Annotated in this window: 19 protein-coding genes; 9 read left to right on the top strand and 10 right to left on the bottom strand. The window is 74.1% G+C overall.

The window, feature by feature from the left end; translation table 11 throughout:
• Position 1 precedes the first annotated feature (1 nt).
• Both ACFWOG_RS16975 and ACFWOG_RS16970 read left to right on the top strand, forming a co-directional pair.
• Positions 2-1,036: a hypothetical protein gene (locus ACFWOG_RS16975; protein ID WP_380359147.1), complete on the top strand. Its 1,035-nt coding sequence runs from the start codon at positions 2-4 to the stop codon at positions 1,034-1,036.
• A 523-nt stretch (positions 1,037-1,559) separates the two neighbouring features.
• A complete protein-coding gene (locus ACFWOG_RS16970; protein ID WP_380359182.1) occupies positions 1,560-2,366 on the top strand; it encodes a class I SAM-dependent methyltransferase in 807 nt (268 codons plus the stop codon).
• Between the two features lie 48 nt (positions 2,367-2,414).
• Here ACFWOG_RS16970 and ACFWOG_RS16965 read toward each other — a convergent pair whose 3' ends face one another.
• Positions 2,415-2,537, bottom strand: a complete 123-nt coding sequence (locus tag ACFWOG_RS16965) for a hypothetical protein (protein ID WP_380359144.1) — start codon at positions 2,535-2,537, stop codon at positions 2,415-2,417.
• 356 nt (positions 2,538-2,893) lie between these two features.
• Here ACFWOG_RS16965 and ACFWOG_RS16960 point away from each other — a divergent pair, with 356 nt between their 5' ends.
• On the top strand, positions 2,894-3,052 hold the full coding sequence (locus ACFWOG_RS16960) for a hypothetical protein (RefSeq protein WP_380359141.1): 159 nt from the start codon (positions 2,894-2,896) through the stop codon (positions 3,050-3,052).
• A gap of 409 nt (positions 3,053-3,461) precedes the next feature.
• Here the strand turns inward: ACFWOG_RS16960 and ACFWOG_RS16955 are convergent, their stop codons facing one another.
• The 6 genes from ACFWOG_RS16955 to ACFWOG_RS16930 all read right to left on the bottom strand — a co-directional run bounded on the left by ACFWOG_RS16955 (position 3,462) and on the right by ACFWOG_RS16930 (position 10,394).
• Positions 3,462-4,454 (bottom strand): pirin family protein, encoded by a 993-nt coding sequence (locus ACFWOG_RS16955; protein WP_380359140.1) that lies wholly within the window; start codon positions 4,452-4,454, stop codon positions 3,462-3,464.
• A 73-nt stretch (positions 4,455-4,527) separates the two neighbouring features.
• Positions 4,528-4,977 carry an OsmC family protein gene (locus ACFWOG_RS16950; protein WP_380359138.1) on the bottom strand — a complete coding sequence of 150 codons (450 nt, stop codon included), beginning with the start codon at positions 4,975-4,977 and terminating at the stop codon, positions 4,528-4,530.
• Entirely contained in the window at positions 4,974-5,282 is a 309-nt protein-coding gene (locus tag ACFWOG_RS16945; protein WP_329880997.1) for a GNAT family N-acetyltransferase, read from the bottom strand. The genes ACFWOG_RS16950 and ACFWOG_RS16945 overlap by 4 nt, the downstream gene beginning before the upstream one ends.
• Before the next feature lie 231 nt (positions 5,283-5,513).
• Positions 5,514-8,231, bottom strand: a complete 2,718-nt coding sequence (locus tag ACFWOG_RS16940; protein ID WP_380359134.1) for a M4 family metallopeptidase — start codon at positions 8,229-8,231, stop codon at positions 5,514-5,516.
• A 433-nt stretch (positions 8,232-8,664) separates the two neighbouring features.
• Positions 8,665-9,030: a hypothetical protein gene (locus ACFWOG_RS16935; protein ID WP_329881000.1), complete on the bottom strand. Its 366-nt coding sequence runs from the start codon at positions 9,028-9,030 to the stop codon at positions 8,665-8,667.
• A 395-nt stretch (positions 9,031-9,425) separates the two neighbouring features.
• Positions 9,426-10,394 (bottom strand): alpha/beta hydrolase, encoded by a 969-nt coding sequence (locus ACFWOG_RS16930; RefSeq protein WP_329881001.1) that lies wholly within the window; start codon positions 10,392-10,394, stop codon positions 9,426-9,428.
• Between the two features lie 363 nt (positions 10,395-10,757).
• Here ACFWOG_RS16930 and ACFWOG_RS16925 point away from each other — a divergent pair, with 363 nt between their 5' ends.
• On the top strand, positions 10,758-10,964 hold the full coding sequence (locus ACFWOG_RS16925; RefSeq protein WP_380359129.1) for a cold-shock protein: 207 nt from the start codon (positions 10,758-10,760) through the stop codon (positions 10,962-10,964).
• A gap of 337 nt (positions 10,965-11,301) precedes the next feature.
• A complete protein-coding gene (locus ACFWOG_RS16920) occupies positions 11,302-12,114 on the top strand; it encodes an SDR family NAD(P)-dependent oxidoreductase (protein ID WP_380359127.1) in 813 nt (270 codons plus the stop codon).
• Positions 12,115-12,257: 143 nt separating this feature from the next.
• On the opposite strand, the gene ACFWOG_RS16915 is transcribed toward ACFWOG_RS16920, so the two are convergent.
• Positions 12,258-13,511, bottom strand: coding sequence for an MFS transporter (locus ACFWOG_RS16915; RefSeq protein ID WP_380359124.1), 1,254 nt, complete (start codon positions 13,509-13,511; stop codon positions 12,258-12,260).
• Between the two features lie 62 nt (positions 13,512-13,573).
• Here ACFWOG_RS16915 and ACFWOG_RS16910 point away from each other — a divergent pair, with 62 nt between their 5' ends.
• Positions 13,574-14,605 carry an ArsR/SmtB family transcription factor gene (locus ACFWOG_RS16910; RefSeq protein ID WP_380359121.1) on the top strand — a complete coding sequence of 344 codons (1,032 nt, stop codon included), beginning with the start codon at positions 13,574-13,576 and terminating at the stop codon, positions 14,603-14,605.
• Between the two features lie 50 nt (positions 14,606-14,655).
• Here the strand turns inward: ACFWOG_RS16910 and ACFWOG_RS16905 are convergent, their stop codons facing one another.
• Together ACFWOG_RS16905 and ACFWOG_RS16900 are read right to left on the bottom strand one after the other, a co-directional pair.
• Positions 14,656-15,147: a histidine kinase gene (locus ACFWOG_RS16905; protein WP_380359119.1), complete on the bottom strand. Its 492-nt coding sequence runs from the start codon at positions 15,145-15,147 to the stop codon at positions 14,656-14,658.
• A gap of 101 nt (positions 15,148-15,248) precedes the next feature.
• Positions 15,249-17,150 (bottom strand): serine/threonine-protein kinase, encoded by a 1,902-nt coding sequence (locus tag ACFWOG_RS16900; RefSeq protein WP_380359116.1) that lies wholly within the window; start codon positions 17,148-17,150, stop codon positions 15,249-15,251.
• A 250-nt stretch (positions 17,151-17,400) separates the two neighbouring features.
• Between ACFWOG_RS16900 and ACFWOG_RS16895 the strand changes: the two genes are divergently transcribed.
• The 3 genes from ACFWOG_RS16895 to ACFWOG_RS16885 all read left to right on the top strand — a co-directional run bounded on the left by ACFWOG_RS16895 (position 17,401) and on the right by ACFWOG_RS16885 (position 19,073).
• The gene (locus ACFWOG_RS16895) at positions 17,401-17,802 is read left to right on the top strand and encodes an SH3 domain-containing protein (protein WP_329881010.1); all 402 of its coding nucleotides are present in this window, start codon (positions 17,401-17,403) and stop codon (positions 17,800-17,802) included.
• A 64-nt stretch (positions 17,803-17,866) separates the two neighbouring features.
• Positions 17,867-18,205 carry a hypothetical protein gene (locus ACFWOG_RS16890; RefSeq protein WP_380359113.1) on the top strand — a complete coding sequence of 113 codons (339 nt, stop codon included), beginning with the start codon at positions 17,867-17,869 and terminating at the stop codon, positions 18,203-18,205.
• A 364-nt stretch (positions 18,206-18,569) separates the two neighbouring features.
• Positions 18,570-19,073: a DUF1772 domain-containing protein gene (locus ACFWOG_RS16885; RefSeq protein WP_329881011.1), complete on the top strand. Its 504-nt coding sequence runs from the start codon at positions 18,570-18,572 to the stop codon at positions 19,071-19,073.
• The last annotated feature ends 149 nt before the right edge of the window (positions 19,074-19,222 follow it).

Genomic DNA, 19,222 nt, shown 5'->3' with positions numbered 1-19,222 from the left:
CATGTCGACATGGACCAGCGTGTCGAAGCTCTCGATCATCCTCGTGAGCGGAGACGAGACGTGCGACATCTACGCGAACGGGCGGAACAGGATCGGCGTGATGATCAGTATCGCGCCGACCGACGGCGACGGGGATCCCGTCGAGGTCGACTCCGCCCACCTGCTCGACCGCCTGTGGCTGATCGACTACGTCACCGAGTCGACACTCGACTGGAACGGCACATCGGGCTGGTGCTACACGGACACCACCAACGCCTTCACCGCCACCCCCGGCCTGTCCGGTGAGCGCGCCGAAGCCTCGTTCGACGACGACGGAACCCAGCTGGTCACGTTCTACGTGTACTGCGCCCCCGGAGCGAGCCCGAAGTCGATCGGCGTCCAGGTCAAGACCGACAGCGACCACATCATCAAGAGCTCCTTGAACGGAACGCACCGGGCGAAGGTCAGGCTCAATCCGCGGAAGGCCCTGACGTACACGCTGGCGGACGTCGCCTGGGACTACTCGCGAACGTCGACCAAGTACGGCGAAGACACGAAGTACGTGACGACGAACGCCTGGAACTACTACCTGTCCCTGCGATCCCCGGACAACTACTTCGTCACCTTCTCGGTGAGCAACTACTTCAGCGGATCCGGCTACGACGGGTTCTTCGCCTGCAACATCACCCCCGACAACCACCACAAGAACTTCTACGGCGGCTACGTCTGGTACCACGAGCCGCACGGTTCCGCGTACTACTTCGACAGCGACGGGCGCAGCGAAGCGCAGGTCGTCAACTTCCCCGACGGCAACAAGTGGTGGGACTACGCGAAGATCTACAACCGGGACAACCCCGACCAGTACCTGTGCTTCACCTGGGTGCACTCCACCACCGGCGGCAACGGATGGCACCTTCCGAACGGGCCGCTGGACACGTGGAGGGAGTGGTTCGCCCCGGAGATCCACGCGTACGACAGGTACGGCAACTGGGGCGCCTTCTGGGTGGACGGAGGGGACATCGTCGGCGGCCTCAACCTCTACGAGCTCAACCAGTAGGAAACGAGGTTCGAAGACCGCCGTCCGCATCCATCCCGCCCGCGGCGGCAGGAGGCGTCGATCTCCGCGATCTCCGCGATCTCCTCATCGAGGGCTGTCACCCCCTTCGCGAGGCGGGCCACCATGGAGGCGGCCAGTTTCTCCCCCGGCAGGGCTGTGTGCCAGGTTTCGGCCGCCTCGCCTCCGCCGGCTCGTCCCGTAGGGCCCGATGATGAGCACTGACGCCACGCCCAACCGCTCCTCTCTCGCCGATTGACTCACGGACGCCGCCCCGGCCGTCGCCGAAGTCCTCACCACCGAGTACCCCGTCCCGGCCTCCCGTTCCTACCTGCATCCGGTCCTCGGCCCGCTCGCCGCCGGGCCCCGCGTGGCCGGCGAACTGAACGCCCGGCTCGACCGAGAAATCGCAGGCGCCGCCAAGGGGCGTCTCGTACCCTCGTCCTCACCGGTTCGCCGAACAGCCACTGAGGATTGTGTGAAGCACTTCGATCTCCATGCCAGGATTCCGTTGCTCGTGAAGACCATGGCCGCTGCCGACCACAGCCCGGATGCTCAGCTGGTACAGACACGCCACCGCGCTTCACTCGTGGCGAGCTGGGACATCGAGCCCGGATCCACCGTCCTCGAACTGGGTTGCGGGCAGGGCGACATGACCGCCGTCCTCGCGGAAGCCGTCGGTCCCCAGGGACGCGTGGTGGCCGTCGATGTCGCCGATCCGACCTACGGGGCGCCGGTCACGCTCGGGGAATCGGCGGCCCGGCTCGCGGCGAGCCCGCTCGGGCCGCGCATCGACTTCCGCTTCAGCACGGACGTCCGCGACCTGTCGGTCGACTTCCCCTCCGACGCCTTCGACCACGTCGTGCTCGCCCACTGCTCCTGGTACTTCGCCTCGCTCGGGCACCTGCGCGACACGCTGGCCCGGGTGCGGCCCTGGGCGCGCCGGCTGTGGTTCACCGAGTGGGACCTGACGCCCACCCGCGGCGACCAGCTGGCGCACCTGCTCGCAGTACTGATCCAGGGCCAGATCGAGGCCGCGGGCTCACACGGCGAGGGCAACATCCGCACGTCCTTCTCCCGCGAGGCGCTGCTGCGGCTCCTGCCCGAGACGGGCTGGACAACGGACGGCGACGGGCCGGTCGACACCGACGCACTCCAGGACGCGGACTGGGAGATCACCGCCTGTCTCGACCTGACCACCGGGGGAGAACGATTGGCCGCGCTTTCCGAACCGGTACGGCAACTCGTCCTCAGCCAGAGCGACGTCCTGCGGGCCGTCGCCGCACCGCACGGGAACCGCCCGCTCGCAGCGTACTGGGTCACCGCACGCTGAAGTGCCACCCCGGCCAGACCGTCGAACTTCGACGAGACCGGCCACGCTTCAGTCTGCGGCCGGGTCGGGGCGGTCGCCGGGCTCGGCGGCGCCCACCGTCCACGGCCGCCCTGCGCTGCGGACCTTGCGCTCCAGCGCCGCCATGTCGCGGCGGCCTCTGCTCGGCTCCAACGCCGTTCTCCCTCTTCGGGCTCCTGTACGGCAGCACGCCTAGCCCTCCTTCAGCACCTCGCACAGCTGGGGCACTCCCTCCAGTTCGCCCATGGCAGAGCGGACGGCGATGAGGATGGCCTCCGACGCCCCGAGCGGCGGCACGGGTTGGGGGCGAGTATCGATGCGGGCCACGGCCGATGAGCCCACAGGGCCGCCCTCCACCACGGTGGAGGGCGGCCTCACCTCGTGTGACCTCCTGGAACTCAGGGGCCGGTCGGTGGATATGCCTGGACAAATCTCAGCAGTCGCACCTGTAGCGCCTGTCAGTGGTGGGTCATAGCCTGAGCGATCAAGCGAACGGACGAGGCGCACCGTTGCGTATAGACACGCGGCCGGGAAAGCTGAGTCCGGCCACGGACAAAAGCTGGAGTACCGTCGACGGCGTCGACGCCCTCGACGTGGAGATCGAGGCCGTCGACCAGGCCGAAGGCGGCATGGACGACCGGCGGGCGTTCACGCCGTCATGCTGCTGATCCGCACCGCCCGAGAACAACGCTGCTCGCGCCGCGTCGGCTCACTCTCGGGGCTGGTTCTGGCTTCTCAGCACCAAACTGGCATTTCACCCTGGCGGTTCCGGGGCGGCACAACGCGCTCAACGCCGCTGCGGTGTTCGCCGTCGGCCTGATACTCGGGGCCGAGCCCGCCGATTTCCAGGCCAATCCGTCACCGACGATCAGTCAGAAACGTCAGCAGAAGGTCAGCATCGGTACGAGCAGACCTTGCAAATCGCGCGTAGACCTGAGAATCAACGGCCCCACACCTGCCCCCCCGAGGGGGCAGGTGCGGGAGACGGAGCTCGCTCTGCCAATGACCTTGAGATGCCCGAAAAGTCCAGTCGGTAGCGACAGGGCACAGATGCTTTCCTCGAAGCATCTCCCCAGGTCAGCGCACCCTACCGCGGGGCTTGAGGGGTAGGGCCGGGAGTTCGGGGGCGTGGAGGCGGGGGCCGTCGTAGCCGTGGACTTCGCCGAAGCGGGTGCCGGTTTCCCAGTCGTTGCGGGCTTGGGTGATCTCCTCACCGGATCGGGCGATGAAGTTCCACCACATGACGAGTTTCTCCTCGAAGGGGTGGCCGCCGAGGAGGAGGAGGGTGGCGTCGGTGTGGGCGTGGAGGGGGAGGTGGGGGCGGCCGGTGCCGAGGTAGAGCATGGCGCCGGGGTCGAGGCGGAGGCCGTCGACCTCGGTGTGGCCGGACATGGTGAGTACGGCGTACTCGAAGTCGGGTTCGAGGGGGAGGCGGTGGTGGGTGCCCCGGGTGAGGGTGAGGTCGGCGCCGACGAGGGGGGTGTGGGTGGTGCCGGGGGAGGTGGCGGTGTCGAGGGTGCCGAGGATGACGGTGGCGTCGAGGCCGGGGGCGGTGACGTGGGGGAGGTCGGGGTGGTGTTCGAAGGCGGGGTCGGTGTGGCGGTGGGTGTCGGGGAGGGCGACCCAGAGTTGGGCGCCGTGCAGGAGGCGGGCGTGCGGGCGGGGGGATTCCTCGGAGTGGGAGATGGCGCGGCCGGAGGTCATCAGGCCGAGTTCGCGGGGGCGGACGGTGGCCAGGCTGCCGAGGCTGTCGCGGTGCAGGACCTCGCCTTGGTGGAGCCAGCTGACGGTCTGCAGGCCCATGTGCGGGTGCGGCGGGACCTGCATGCCGGGCTCCTCCGCGATGTCGTCCGGCCCGTAGTGGTCGACGAAGCACCACGCACCGACCATCCGGCGACCCATGTTCGGCAGCAGCCGACGCACCACGGTGCTGCCGCCGAGCGCGGTCTCGCGCGGGGCCAGCAGTTCGTGGACCGGGCCGCCGGGGGTGGACTCGTGCCCGCCCCGGACGGCGGGCGCGGGCGCGGGAGCGGAGGATGGGGCGGCGGGGTCGCGGACGGGTTCAGCCATGGTGGGCCGTACTCCCTGGGTCGGGGCGCGGGAGGCGCCGGGGGTCGGACGGTGCCGAGGGCTCGGCGCTCGGTCAGTGCCGGGCGGCGGGCACGATGGGGGTGCCGGCGGAGACCGCGCGGGTGACGGGCGTCCGGTCGGCGATGTCGAGCAGCCGGGCACGCTGGGCGTCGTCGAGGTCGCCGACGAGGTCGATGCGCCGGGTGATGCGGACCGCCTTCTCGGGGCCCTTCTCGTAGCCGAGGTGCACGCGGACGGTCGTCAGCGGCCAGTCCTTGCGCTGGGCGTACATCCGCAGGGTGATCGCGGTGCAGGAGCCGAGGGCGGAGAGGAGCAGGCCGACGGGGGTGGTGGCGGTGTCGGCGCCGCCGGCCGACTCCGGTTCGTCGGCGGACAGGCGGTGGCGGCCGGAGCGGATGTCGACCCGGTAGTCGTCGCCGGTGCTGGTGGCCACGGCGGCGGCGGACCGGACGAACTCACCCGCGGTGGCGTCCGGGGTGCCGGCGGCCGGTGCGGCGGTCACAGGCCGAACCGCTCGTGCTGGGCGGACGGCACCAGGTCGGTGTACTCCGGGTGCTTGCCCAGCCAGCCGCGGATGAAGGGGCAGTACGGGAGCACGGCCAGCTCCCGGGCCCGGGCGTCGTCGAGGGCCGCGCGGGCGAGGGCACCGGCGAGGCCACGGCCGCCGAACCGCTCGTCGATCTCCGTGTGGATGAAGGCGATCTCGCCCTCGTAGCGGTGGTACTCGGCGAAGCCGGCGAGTTCGCCGTCGGCGGTGATTTCGTAGCGGGACTTCTCGGGGTTGTCGGCGACACTGGTGGTCGACATCGTTCCTCCTGGGCTCGCTCAGTGGTCGATGCATCTAATTTATCATTCAACTAATAGTGGATCAACACCCTTGGGTAGCGGCAACGGCACCGGCGGCCCCCGGGGGGGGTCGGGGGGCGGCCCGTCCGCCGGCGCGAGCCGGCGGTTCCGGGAGGCAGATCGGGATCTGCCGTCGTCGGGCGGTCGCCCGGTCAGGTGGGTCGCCCGGTCAGGTGGATCGGGTGGGTCGGGTCAGCAGGACCCGGCCGGGCGGTCGCGGACCACCAGGTCGGTACGGCCCGCCGAGCCGTCCAGCCAGACCACCCGGGTGCCCTGGTCGGCGGCCGGCAGGTACTGGCCGCCCCGGTTGCAGGAGACCCGCTGCGGGGTGCCGCCGGTGATCGGGATCTGCCAGATCTTGGACAGCGCGGCGTTGGACCAGCCACCGGCCGGCCGGTCGCCGTCCCGGTACCCGAAGGTGACGGCGCGGTCGGAGGCGGTGATGGTGGGGCGCAGCTTCGCGTACGTCGAGTCGCCGGGGAGCAGCTCCGTCACGCCGGATCCGTCCGGCGCACCGGACCGGATCGAGCTGCGCCCGGTCCGGTCGGCGGGGGTCTCGACCCAGAGCACCCGGCCGCCCGCGAGCACGGTGGAGGAGACCGACGCCCCGCCGGCGGCGGGGTACCGGGCCACGACCTTGCCCTCGGCGACCGAGTACACGGTGGCCGCCGAGGAGCGGGTCTCACCGGTCGTCCAGTCCTCGCTCCAGCCGAGCAGGCCGTCCTTGACACTGAGTGCGGTCACGTCGTGGTCGTCCGCCACGGGGAGTTCCACGGCGGGGGCCCCGTCGCGGTGGAGCTGGATCCACGTCCGGCCGGACCCGAAGTCGTTCACCCGGAAGGCGACGGTCCCGCCGGAGACCTGGACCTCGGAGATGTACTGGTTGGCGCCGCGGTGGACGCTGCGGAGCTCGCCGCCGTTCAGCGGGCGGGCGAAGACCTCCATCCCCCAACTGCCCTGCGCGTCGGCCCCCATGGAGGCCCAGGCGGCGGAGGTGCCGTCGGTGGCGGGCCAGCCGTGCGAACGGCCGTCGGCCGGGCTGATCCTGGTCGGCGTGCCGCCGCCGGTGACCGCGCCGGTGAAGACCGAGAGGAAGCCCTTGCCGCCCTTCTCGGCGGTGGCCGCCACCCAGCGGCCCTTGGCCGCGGCGGGGGCGATGCTCACGGTGGAGGCGTCGCGGAGCAGCACCCGGCTGTCCAGGCCGATCCGCTGCTGCCAGCCGGCCCGGATCCCGTGTGCGTCGAAGGCGTTGGCCACGGTGCGGAGTTGGGCCCGGCTGAGGCCGAGGGCCCGGCCGGCGGCGAGCACCGCGTTGCGGCCGTCCACGAAGTCGTCGACCGGGGTGAGGTACTCGGCGAGCGCGCGGTAGACCAGCCGGTCGGCGGTGAGCGGGTCGAGGGTGCGCCGGATGTCCCACAGCGCGCCGGAGAAGATGGTGGAGTTGAGGTGGACGCCGCCGCTGTCGAGGGACGGCGAGACGCCGAGGTAGTCGTCGACGGTGGTCCGGTGGTCGTCCATCCGGCGGTCCGCGCAGTCCTCGGGCGTGCCGGTCAGGCAGAGGCTCTCGCCGAGGAGCGCGGCGCGCGGGTCGTTCATCGCCGTCCCGCGCGTGGTCACCTCGATGGCGTTGCCGAAGTAGTCGGCGAGCGCCTCGTTCATCGCGCCGGACTGGCCGAGGTAGACGAGGTTCGCGGTGTTCCCGATGACGCCGTGGGTCATCTCGTGGCCGGCCACGTCGAGCGCCACGGAGAACGGGTGGCGCTTGTCGCTGGCAGCGCCGTAGAGCATCTTCGAGCCGTCCCAGTAGGCGTTCACCATGGGCTTGCCGCCGGAGGTCAGGTTGACGACGGAGGTGATCGCGCCGCCCTTGCCGTCCAGGCCCTCCCGGCCGAGCCGGTCACGGTAGAAGTCGTACACCGCGCCCGCGTTGAGATGGGCGTCGGTGGCGCCGCTGGTACCGGTGCCGGCCGGGAAGTCCGGCGTCGGGGAGACCGGCGGGAGGACGCCTGCGGGGATGCCTCCGTTGAAGTCGAACTCGTCGCGCGCGGCCGCGTCGTAGGTGGTGAGCGAGGCGGACCGGGTGACGTCGACGAGCTGGTAACTCCCGTCCGGGAGGCGGACGATGTTGACCTTGGCGGAGCGGCCGAGGACGTCCGGGGCGGTGCCGGTGGCGGCCTCGGGGGAGGTCGCCGGGGTGCCGGGCGTGCTCTCCGCCCGGGCGGCGGCGCCGCCCGCCGGGTACGGGGAGCGGGCGTCGTGGGCGAGGGCGATCACGCCGGCGGTGGCGTCCACGTAGACCTCGCGGGCCGGGCGGCCTGCGGCGTCCGGTCCGGCGCCGCGCACCGTGAAGTGCCGTGCCAGGCGGCCGGTGTCGCCGGGCAGGATCACCAGGCCGCGGTCCTCCGCGGTGGCTCCGGCCCGGGCGCCCGGGTCGTCGACCGAGGTGAGGGCCAGCTCGCGCAGCACCGCGTCCGGGACGGTGGCGGCGGTCGGCGCGGACAGGCCGGTGAAGTACTTCCCGCCGACCGACTCGACCCGCTGCCCGGCTCCGTCGCCGGTGAGGTGCACCAGGTACTGCCCGCCGAGCACCGGGACTCCCCCGTACCGCTGCTCGAACCTGACGGTGCGCCGGCCGTCGGAGGCCCGCTCGGTGCCGAGTTCGGCCAGCTGGGCGGGGTCCACGCGGTAGCGGTCCGGGTGGGCGGCGAGGTGGGCCAGTGCCGCGCCGGCCGGGTCGGCGCCGACGGCGGGCTCGGACAGGCCGGTGACGAGCTGGGGCGCGGCGGTGTCCCGACCGGCGACCAGGCCGGGCACGGGGTCGGGTTCGGCGGCCGGTCCGGCGAACGCCGGTGGGACGCCGAGCCCCAGGCCGAGCACGACGGCGGTGCCGACGCCGAGCACCTTGGGCATGCGGGAACGGTGGAGCACTACGGATCCTCCCCTGGACCACGATTCAGTGGAAACGGCCGGCGGGAGACGGGCCCGCACGCCGGCTCACGCCCGGCCGACAGGCTGCCGGGAGGGCGAAACGGGGCGGGCCGGCGCGATGCAGCACCAGGCGCATCGGATCTTCCAACCCCCGACGGCCCGCCGTGCACTGACCATAGGACATCGGGCGTCATATGTCGACGACTGACCTATTGGGGGTCGTTCGGGCCCGAGACGCGGCACGGCCCGGTGCGCGGTCGTGCCGCGCACCGGGCCGTGTTCCACAGGGGGCCGGAGGTTCGGCCGCACCGGCCGGGAGTCTCGGGACCGGCCGGTACGGCCGGATACCGCCGGGCCGGCCCCGGTCAGGATCGGTCAGAGGTGCTCAGGAGTGGCGGAGGAGTTGCGGAGAAGCTCAGGACCGGCCCGCGGCCGGCCACTGGGCGACCGGACGGAGACCCTCGATCACCGGGGTGACGGTGGTGCCGGCCGGCACGAAGGAGTCGAAGTCGATCCGCGGGTCGCCGACGTCGACCGTCACCAGCAGCAGGTACCGGTTCAGCCGGGTGGTCACGTCCGCACCGAGGAGCTCGACCTTCTCGACGTTGCCGGAGTGGCTGATCGGCCGGTCCGGCAGAGCGGCCAGGTAGGGCGAGACCGCGTCCACGAAAGCCTGTCGCGCGCGGATCTCCTCCTCGATCTGCTCGGGGGTGACCTCGGCCCCGTCCTCCCCGGTCTCGATGCCGGTCGGGGGCGCGTCGATACGGAACACTGTGATCATCTTCTGGAACTCCGGATCCTCGGGGCGGCCGCCGCGCGGGAGCCGCCCCACCGGCGGCACCCCGATGCGTGGACGGACGGCTGGGACCGGGAGGCGTCGGACCTGCCGCCGCGGCCTGTCCGGCATGCTGACGCACCGCCCCGGATCCGGCGGGCACGGCGCGCCAGGCGGGCGGAGGAGTCGACCCCAAGGAACCACCGCGGTCCGCCCCGACGCCCCCGCCCCGGGCGTCCGGGGGACGGCGGACAGGGGACGGGGGAACCGGGAGCAGCCGGACGAAGCTGCCGGCGGGTTGCCCCGAGCCCCCTGCCCCGGCGCCAGGCCGGAACCGAGGCCGGCACCGGAGGCGGAGCCATGCCCGGACGCCCACGTCACAAGGCGGACGGGGAGGAGGATCAGCGCTCGGCGAGGGCCTCGCGCAGGGTGGCCACGGCGAGCGCGATCGCCGCCTCGGCGGCGTGCGTCCCGCGCAGCGCGTCGAGCATCACGAAGTCGTGGATGATGCCCTGGAAGCGGACGGCGGTCACCGGCACGCCCGCCGCGCGCAGCTTGTTGGCGTAGGCCTCGCCCTCGTCGCGCAGGACGTCCGCCTCGCCGGTGACGACCAGGGCCGGCGGCAGGTCCGCGAGCTGTTCGAGGGTGGCGCGCAGCGGCGAGGCGGTGATCTCGGCGCGCTGGGCCTCGTCGGTCGTGTACTGGTCCCAGAACCACTGCATGCCGTCGCGCCGCAGGAAGTAGCCCTCGGCGAACTGGTGGTAGGAGGCGGTGTCGAAGGCCGCGTCGGTGACCGGGTAGAAGAGCACCTGGTGGACCAGCGGCAGCCCGCCGCGCTCCTTGGCGAGCAGGGTGAGGGCGGCGCTCATGTTGCCGCCGACCGAGTCGCCGGCGACGGCGATCCGGGTGGCGTCCAGGCCCTTGGCCGCGCCCTCGGTGACGACCCAGCGGGCGACGGTCCAGCTCTGTTCGAGGGCGACGGGGTAACGGTGCTCCGGGGCCCGGTCGTACTCCGGGAAGACCACGGCCGCGCCGGTGCCGACGGCCAGTTCGCGGACCAGCCGGTCGTGGGTGTGGGCGTTGCCGAAGACCCAGCCGGCGCCGTGGACGTAGAGGACGACGGGCAGTTCGCCCACCGCACCGGCCGGGCGGACGATCCGCGCCCGGACCTCGCCGGTCGGGCCGCCCGGTACGGTCACCCACTCGTCGTCCACGTCCGGGCGGGCGCTCCCGCCGGACTGGACCTCGTCGACGGCGGCCCGGCCCTCCTCGGGCGGCAGCTGGAAGAGGAACGGGGGCTTGGCGGTGTCCGCGGCGAACGCCGCGGCGGCGGGTTCCAGGACGGGGGTGACGGGGGCGGAATCGGTCATGGTGCGGCCTCTTCGGTGCGGGGGGATCGGTGCGCCGACCTCGGCGGGAGGCGGCACAACCGACCGTAGGCCAGGGGTCACCGACCGGCTTTGCCCGGCGCGCACAGCGTTTGACCGTCCGTGCACACCGGCCCCGAACGGAGTCAGGAGCCGTGCCCCTCCCCCGGAGCAGCGGTTCGCCGTCGGCCTCGCCCGACGGAGCCGCCGTTCTCCCGGTCGCACGAACGGGTGAGCTTCGTTGACACGGAGTCGAAACGGGTTCTCGGAGCACCTCAGGAATGCATGCTTCAGACGCCGTCGCCCGTACATGGGCCCGGCCGGCGCGCGGGTCGCGCCGCAGGATGCGACGAGGGATCGGCACTGATGGCAACAGGCACTGTGAAGTGGTTCAACGGCGAGAAGGGCTTCGGGTTCATCCAGCAGGACGACGGCGGCCCGGACGTGTTCGTCCACTTCTCCGCGATCCAGACCACGGGCTTCAAGGAGCTGGCCGAGGGGGCCCGGGTCGAATACGACGTCACCCAGGGGCCCAAGGGGCCGCAGGCGGAGCAGGTCGTGCCGATCGCCTGACGGGTCGCTCGGCACCCGGCCCCGAACGGCCGGTCGGCGGCACCACCCGTCCGGGAGCTCCCCGGACGCCCGCGCGGCCCTCACACGATCCCGGTCCCGGCGACGAGGCGGGGGGATCGGCGTGGGGGCCGCCGTGGCGCGGGCGGCACACCTCGCCCCGCAATTCCGGCCGGCCCGGCCCCGGCACCCGGGTCCAGCAGGGCCCGGCCGCGGCGAACGGCCGGCCGACGTGTGAACCGCCCCCGCCGGCCCGGGCGGCCCGGCTCCGAAGCTGACGGGCCGTCGGCGTAGGATCCGACGGTCCGATGATCATCGAAGTCCACGGAGGCGCCGGCCCATGGCGGAACAGCGCGTTGTCATCGTCACCGGCGGCGGGACCGGGATCGGCGCGGCCACCGCCCGGCTGCTGCGCGACGACGGCCACCAGGTGGTCGTCTCCGGCCGGCGCGGCGAGCCGCTGGAGCGCGTCGCCCGGGAGACCGGCGCGCTCGCCCACGTGTCCGACACCACCGACCCGGACGGCGTCCGGGAGCTCGTGGCGGCGGCCGTCGCCGCCTTCGGACGGCTCGACGGGCTGGTGCTCAACGCCGGAGTGGGCCGGCCCGGCTCGGTCGGCGACGTGACGCCGGAGGACTGGGAGCTGGTCATGCGGACCAACGTGACCGGCCCGTTCCTCCTCCTCCGGGCGGCGCTGCCGCACCTGCTGGAGTCGCGCGGGGCGGTGGTGGCGGTCGCCTCGGTCTCCGCCCTGCGCAACGGCGCCGCCAACGCCGCCTACGCGACCTCGAAGGCCGCGCTGTTGCAGCTCTGCGGCTCGCTGGCCGTCGACTACGGCCGGCTCGGGCTGCGGGCCAACACCGTCTGCCCCAGCTGGGTCCGCACCGAGATGGCCGACCGCCCGATGGCACGCCTCGCGGAGCGGGCGGGACTGGCGGGCGGCGTCGACGAGGCCTACGAGGTGGCGACCCGGCTGAGCCCGGCGGGCCGGCCCGGCGAACCGGAGGAGGTCGCCGCGGCCGTCGGCTGGCTGCTGTCACCGGCCGCGAGCTACGTGAACGGCGCGGTGCTCACGGTCGACGGCGGGGTCACCGCCCTCGACCCGGGCACCACCGCCTTCGACTTCCGGGTCGAGCCGCGCCGGGACGCCTGACCCCGCCCGGGGCCGGCCGGGCCCTCCCGGCCCGGGCCACCTCCGCCGTCGCCGGGAGCGGCTCACCAGGGGGCGGCGCGGCGGGGAGCGGCTCGGCGGGGAGCGGCTCGGCGGGGAGCGGCTCGGCGGCCGGGTCCACGACCTCACCCGGACGGTTCGCGCCGCAGGTCTCGCTGCGGGTTCCACCTCGGGATCCGCCGCAGCCTTCCTCGTGGGCCGCCGGTCCGGCCGCCGGTCCGGCCGCCGCTGCGCAGCCCCGGTGCCAGCAGCAGGGTCACGGCCAGCGACAGGGCCGCGGTCGCCGCCATGCCGGTGGCCGGGGAGGTCGACTCGGCCAGGGCTCCGGCGACGGCCGCCCCCACCCCCTGCATGGCGAGCATGCCCGAGGTGTGCAGCCCGAGTGCCTGCCCGGCGAGCCGCCCGGGGGTCAGCTCCATCAGCCGGTCCTGGAGCAGCAGGCCCGTCGCGTACCCGAACGTGGCGACCGTGACCAGCGCCACCGCGACCGGCAGGCCCGGTTCCAGGAGGAAGAACAGGTAGGGGGCGGCGAGCAGGACGCAGAGCGGCACGACCCAGCCCTCCCGCCGGCGGGCCGGCAGGAAGCGTCCGACGACCGCGTCCCCGGCCAGCATCCCGAGCGCGCCGCACGCGAAGAGCAGGCCGGACCCGTGCGGGCTGTACGGCACGTAGAGGGCCTCCGCCCCGACGATCAGACCGTTCGGCACCCAGAGCGCGAGGTACACGTACCGGCGCGGCACCGAGGACCAGAGGAGCACGTCGGTCCGCCAGGTCTCGGCCACCGACGGCCGTCCGGACGCCCGGGCCGGCCGCCGCCCCAGCCCGAACCGCGCCACCCCCGCGGACAGCAGATGGAGGGCGGCTGCCACGAGCAGGGTGCCGCGTGGGGAGAGGACCGTCACCAGGACGCCCCCGGCCGCGAATCCGCAGATCTGGAGGACGCCGGCCGACATGCCGAGGACGGACCTCCCGAGCAGGCGGCCGTCGCGCGCCAGGATGTCGTCGAGCAGCCCGTACCGCGCACCGCCGCCGACCGCGCCGGCCACGCCGAGCGCCAGCAGGACCGGGAACAGCGCCCAGAGCGGCATCCCGGGGACGGCCGGCGCGGCCGTGCCCGCACCCAGGAGGAGCGCCACCCCGGTCAGCGCGGCGCGCGGCGGCAGCCGGTCCGCCGCCGAGAGCACGGTGACCGCGCCGACCAGTTGCCCGAGGGCCGGACCGAACATGGCCAGCGAGGAGAGGAACGGGGAGCCCGTCCGCCGGAACACCAGCAGGCCCAGTGCCGGACCGCCCAGCGTCTGGGCCGCGGTCTGCCCGGCCGAGGCCAGCAGGAGCGGGGTGAACTCCCCCGCCCGGAAGAGCTCTCGGTAGGTACGCATGCCGGGGAGTCTCGTCGGCCCGGCGTGCGGGGCGTTAGGTTTTCGCAGGGAGGCGAAAACGCATGGGGTGGTGGCAGGTCGACGCGGACACGCTGGCGCAGAGCCGGTTCGTCGTCTCACCGCTCGCCGAGACCGTCGCCGCCCTCAAGACCCTGCGGCACGGCACCGCCGCGCACCCCGGCGAGCGCCGGTGGCTGGACGCCCACCTGCCCCGGTACCGGGAACGCTCGGCCGCCGACCCGGTCACCGCCGCCCTGGTCGGCGCGGCCCTCGGCCCCCGGTGGAACGCCACCTTCCTCACCCCGACGCCCGCCGCCGAGAGCGGGGGCGGGGACCGGGGCGAGGCGGCCTTCGCACGGGAGCTGGAGCCGGTCCGGGCCACCCCGCCCGGCGTCGTCCGGGCCGACCTCGCCGAGGCCCTGGGCGGTCCGGTGCCGGAGCTGCTGCGCCGCGACGACCTGGCGGAGCGCGCCGCCGACCTGCTGGCGTGGGTGTGGACGGAGACGGTCCGGCCGTCCTGGCCGCACCGCAGGCGGATCATCGAGGCCGACGCCCTCGCCCGGACCGCCCGACACGGCACCCACGGGTGGGCCGCCGCCCTGGACGGGATGCGCCCCGGCCTGCGCTGGCTCGGCGGGAGCCGCCTGCAGGTCACCCCGTCCGACAGCCCTCCGCTGGAACTCGCCGGTGCGCAGCTGCTGTTCGTCCCCGTCACCCCGAGCCGGAGCTGGGTCTGCTGGGACGTCCCGCCGGTCGACGGCCGGCGGGCCCGTCCGGGCCGGCGGTACGCGGTCGTCTACCCCTGCGCGGGCGTCCTCGCCGAGGAGGGGCGGCGCCCGGTGCCGCAGGCGCTGGCCGCACTCCTCGGCCCGGCCCGGGCCGGGCTCCTCACCCAGCTCGACGTACCCAGGACCACCACCCAGCTGGTGGCGCTCACCGGGCTCCCGCTGGGCTCGGTGGGCCGCCACCTCCGGATCCTGCGCGAGGCCGGCCTCGCGCACCGACGCCGGGTCGGCCGCTCGGTGCCGTACGTCCTCACCGCGGCGGGCCGGGTCCTGCTGGACGCCTGCCCGGCCGGGCCGGAACCGTCCTGACGGGGGCCCGGGCCCCGGCCGGCCCCGCCCGGGGCGACGGGCCGGTCGGCTCAGGACTCCTCGGCGGCGCGCTGCGCCTGCTTCACCCGCTCGGCCAGTTCGTCCGCCGGGATCCGGCGGACCTGGACGTGGTGGCGCTCGGCGAGCCGGTCGACCGGCTCCGGCGAGGTCTCGACCACGTCGAGGACCAGCAGGCTGTGGCCGTTCTCCACCTGCTCGCTGAGGACGATCAGTCCGGCGCCGCCGTCGGTGTCCCGCCGGTTCTCGGCGGCGCTGCCGAGCGCCGTTCCGGCCGCCCAGCCCAGCAGCCCGCCGATCGGTCCGGCCAGCAGGCCGGCCAGGCCGCCGACCACACCCGCACCGACGGTCGACGCGCCCGCGCCGCGGACCTGGCTGACGGGGAAGTCGAGGGTGCCGTCCGCCAGCCGCTCCACGATCGCGGACTGGCGCAGGCCCGGCAGGTGCTCGGCGTCCTCGAAGGCGGCCCGGCAGGACTCCCGGTCGGTGAAGTCGAGCAACAGGACGTGGTGGTTCTCGCTCATGGCCTCGACGGCTCCTCTCACGGCGGGGTGGGGCCAGTCCAGCTTGGTCCAGCCCCGGGCCGCCCGCCCTGCGGTGGTCCACCGTCCGGGGCCGCCCGCGCTCAGTCCGCCGCGTAGGCGCGGCGGACGTTGCCCTTGCTGTCCGCCAACAGGTAGCCGCCGTTGCTGTACGCGTCGGAGAGGTAGACCCGGATGCTCGCCACACCGTCGCTCGACCAGGCGTCGATGATCAGGTAGCGGCTGGTCGGGTTCTTGACGTTGAGCGACTCGTCGGCCTTCTTCAGCAGCGCCGGAATGACGTCCCAGTCGTACTGGGCGAGGTCGACCGGCTTGTCCTTGCCCATCGATCCGCCGACCCGCCGGGTCGTCGCGCCGTCGCGGTAGTCGATCCAGTCGTAGCCGCGGCCGTCGGCGGTCGGCACCTGGGCGCTGGCGTAGTTGGGGTAGACGGTGAGCTGCTTGACCTTGGTGCTGCCGGACTGGGCCGTCACCGCGGCGACCACCGTACGGACGCCGTCGGGGGTCATCAGGTCCTTGGGGGCCGGGGTGTTCTTGGCCGTCTGCTTCGTGGTCGGCGCGGCGGGGGTGGTCGCCGCGGGCGGCGGGTCCACCGGGGCGGCCGAGCCCGTCGACGTCGGGGACGCGCCCGGGACGCCGGAGGCGCTGGGGGTGGTGTTCGACCCGCCGACGGTGTTGCCGTGCGGCCGGAGCGACCAGGCGAGGACTCCGGCCAGCGCGACGCCCACCACCGCGACGGTCACCGCGGCGCCGGTGCGGCGGCGGGCGGGCCGCTCCGGTGCGGTCGTCGAGAGGCCGGCCCGGGTGGTACCGCCGAGGTAGTGGGTGGACGTCGGGCCGGGGTGGCTGCCGGTGGTGGCGAAGTCCCTCCGGTGGAGCCCGCCGGTACCGAAGCCGTCGGTACCGGAGCCGTCGGTACCGAAGCCGTTTGTGCCCGAGCCGCCGGTACCGGAGCCGTTTGTGCCCGAGCCGTCGACCCCGAACCCGTTGACGGCGAATCCGGTGGCGTCCGTCCCCGCGACCGCGGGACCGGTGGGGAGGGGCCCGCCCGCCGAGGGGTGCGGGGTGTCCATGTGGGTCGGCGCCCAGCCGGCCGTGGGAGCGGACAGCACCGGTCCCGGACCGTGTCCGACCCCCAGGCCGGCCCCCTGTTCGGCGGCGGCGAAGGCCCGGTCGAGCTGGTCGGCGTCGGGCCGGAGTCCGGGGTCGCGAGCCAGCAGTCCGGCCAGGACCGGGCCGAGCGCGCCGGAGCGGGTGGCCGGGGGCAGCGGTTCGTCGAGGACGGCCGCGAGGGTGGCGAGCGTGGTGGCGCGCCGCAGCGGGTGGTGCCCCTCGACGGCGACGTAGAGCATCATGCCGAGCGACCAGAGGTCGGAGGAGGGGTTGCCCTCCTCACCGCGGATGCGTTCGGGGGCGATGTACTCGGGTGAGCCGATGAGCGCGCCGGTGGCGGTGAGGGCGGTGGAGTCCTGCACCGCGGCGATGCCGAAGTCGGTGAGCACGGGGGTGCCGTCCGGGCGGAGCAGGACGTTGCCGGGTTTGACGTCGCGGTGCTGGATGCCGGCGGCGTGGGCGGCGCGGAGTGCGGCGAGGACGCCCCGGCCGATGCGGGCCGCCTCGGGGACGCTGAGCGGACCCCGGCCGATCCGGTCGGCGAGGCTGCCGCCGCTGACCAGTTCCATGACCAGCCAGGGGTGGGGGTGGCCCGGGGTGTCCACGATGTGGTGGATCACGGCGACGTTGGGGTGCTGGAGGCGGGCGAGCGCGCGGGCCTCGCGCAGGACGCGTTCGCGCAGCTCAAGGGCGCCCGCCGGGTCCGCGGCAGCCATCGCCGGGTCGGGCGGCCGGACTTCCTTGAGCGCGACCTCGCGGTGCAGCATGGTGTCGCGGGCCCGCCAGACCAGGCCCATGCCCCCGCCACCGAGGCGTTCCAGCAGTTCGAAGCGGTCGTCGATGAGCCGTGTCTCCGGCCCCCCAGTGTTCATGGCGCACATGGTAGGGGCCCACGGCCCGACCGTGCCCACCACCCGGTCCCACCTGCTGTCCGACCTGCTCCGGACCGGCCGTCCGCCCCGCTGACGCACCGGCCCACCGACCGGCCGGCTCCCGGCCCGGGGCGCCGCGGGAGCGGCGGCGGTCGTCGTTGTTGCACCCGGGTGGGCGAGCCGCAACCGCCGTCCGGGTGGCACTGGCGCGTCACGGTCCGCGCACGCCGGGCGGGCTCGTTCTCCCGGTATGCCTCTACACGTCGGGAAGACCGCCTGGGCCGCGCTCTCCCTGCTGGTCCTCTCCCTCCCGGCGGTGGCCGCCGGAACCGGTCACCACCCGGCGGCGGGACGGACCGACACCCCGCCACCGGGCGGCTCCGGCACCTGGGAGGTGGCCGCGAGCGCCGTCAACGTGCGCCGTGACCACTCGGTCAACGAGACCGTCCTGGGGCTGGCCCGGTGCGGCGACCGGGTCGAGATCGTCGACACCTGGATCTCACCGCTCGGCGCCCGCTGGAGCCGGGTGGTGGTCGGCCGCACCGGCCTGACCGGCTGGGTCCTCTGGTCCTTCCTCAGCCGCCCGCACCCGGCGGGGCCGCGCGTCGGCCACTGCCCGACGCCGCCCGCCGCTCCCCCGGGCCCGCGCTGAGCCCGCACGCACCCCGGCCCATCTGCTGACCGTCGGGCAGTTCAGCGACATCGCCGCCCAGGAGATGGGCCGTCCGACGGGTACGGACCTCGACCTGACGACCGTCCTGCGCTCCGGCCGTGACCGGCTCGGGTCCGGCCGGTACGAGACGCTGGTCTGCCCGGGCACCCTCGGGGGCGTCCCGGTGCTGACCTTCACCGCTCCGTGGACGCTCGCCGGGGCGGCGCTGAACGTTCCGCGCGTCGGCTACCTGCGCCACCTCGCCGCCGGACTCGCCGAAACCCACGGCTGGCCGCCCGAGCGGGCCGCCGCCTATCTCAGCAGCCGCCCCGGCGCCGCCGACCACTGGACCGCCGCCGGACTCCTCGCGGCGCTGGCCGGCGACCCGGGCGGGGCGGGGTGACCCCGGTCGGGTCCGGGGATCGGCCCGCCGGTCGTCGACGGCCGTCCGGAAGCGGAGGCCGGTGGGCGGGGACCCGTCGGCACGGAAGGAGTCCCCGAGGACGGTCTGCGCGGTGGTCTGGCCGATCGGGCAGAGTTCGGTCGCCTGGTTGAACTGCACCGTCCGAGCGGTCCGACCCCGTGAACCGCGCCGGCCCGCACGAACCCGGAGATGACTGCACGTCACCACGGCCGGAAGATCGAACAATTCGGTGGGCAAACGGCCGTTCGATGCCGGATGATCGGCCTGGACACCGGCCCGCGGGGCCGGGGCGCGACCGCCGACCGGGCGGTGGCGGTGAGTGACCGACGGACGAAGGGGCGGTATGGAGGCGATCCGGGTGTTCACCCTGGTGGCGGCGACCATCACCACCGGACTCAGCGCCGGGCTGTTCTACGCCTACGCCTGCTCGGTGATGCCCGGGCTGCGCACGACCGACGACCTGACGTTCATCCAGGTGATGCAGCGGATCAACGTGGCGATCCTCAACGGCTGGTTCCTGCTGGGGTTCCTCGGCGCGCTGGTCTTCACCGCGCTCGCGGTGGCGCTGCACCTGCCGGCCGACGGGCACCGGGTGCTCCCGGCCACCCTGGGCGCACTGGTCTGCTACTCGGGATCGCTGGCCGTGACGAGGATCGTCAACATCCCCCTGAACAACGCACTGGCCGCCGCCGGGGACCCGGAGCGGATCGCGGATCCGGTGCGGGTCCGCGGGCGGTTCGAGGCGCGGTGGGTGCGGTGGAACACCGCGCGGGCGCTGCTCTGCACGGCGGCGCTGGGGTTCCTCTGCTGGGCCCTGGTCCTGCACTGCCACACCACGGCGAACTGAGACCGCCCCCGCTCCGGGGAGGTCGGTCGGCACAAGCCCGGCACGCCGGTGGCGCCCTGCCCGCGCCCGGGCGGCGCCCCCGGCGGTGTGGGGTGGGGCCCGCCGCCCAGCCGTGCGGACCGGCCCCGGCGGGGGGGGGGGGTGCCGAA

The organism is Kitasatospora sp. NPDC058406 (assembly GCF_042722765.1).
In the GTDB taxonomy this organism is placed as follows: Bacteria; Actinomycetota; Actinomycetes; order Streptomycetales; family Streptomycetaceae; genus Kitasatospora.
The sequence above is the reverse complement of the archived record's forward strand: the minus strand, read 5'-3'. Positions and strand labels throughout refer to the sequence as shown.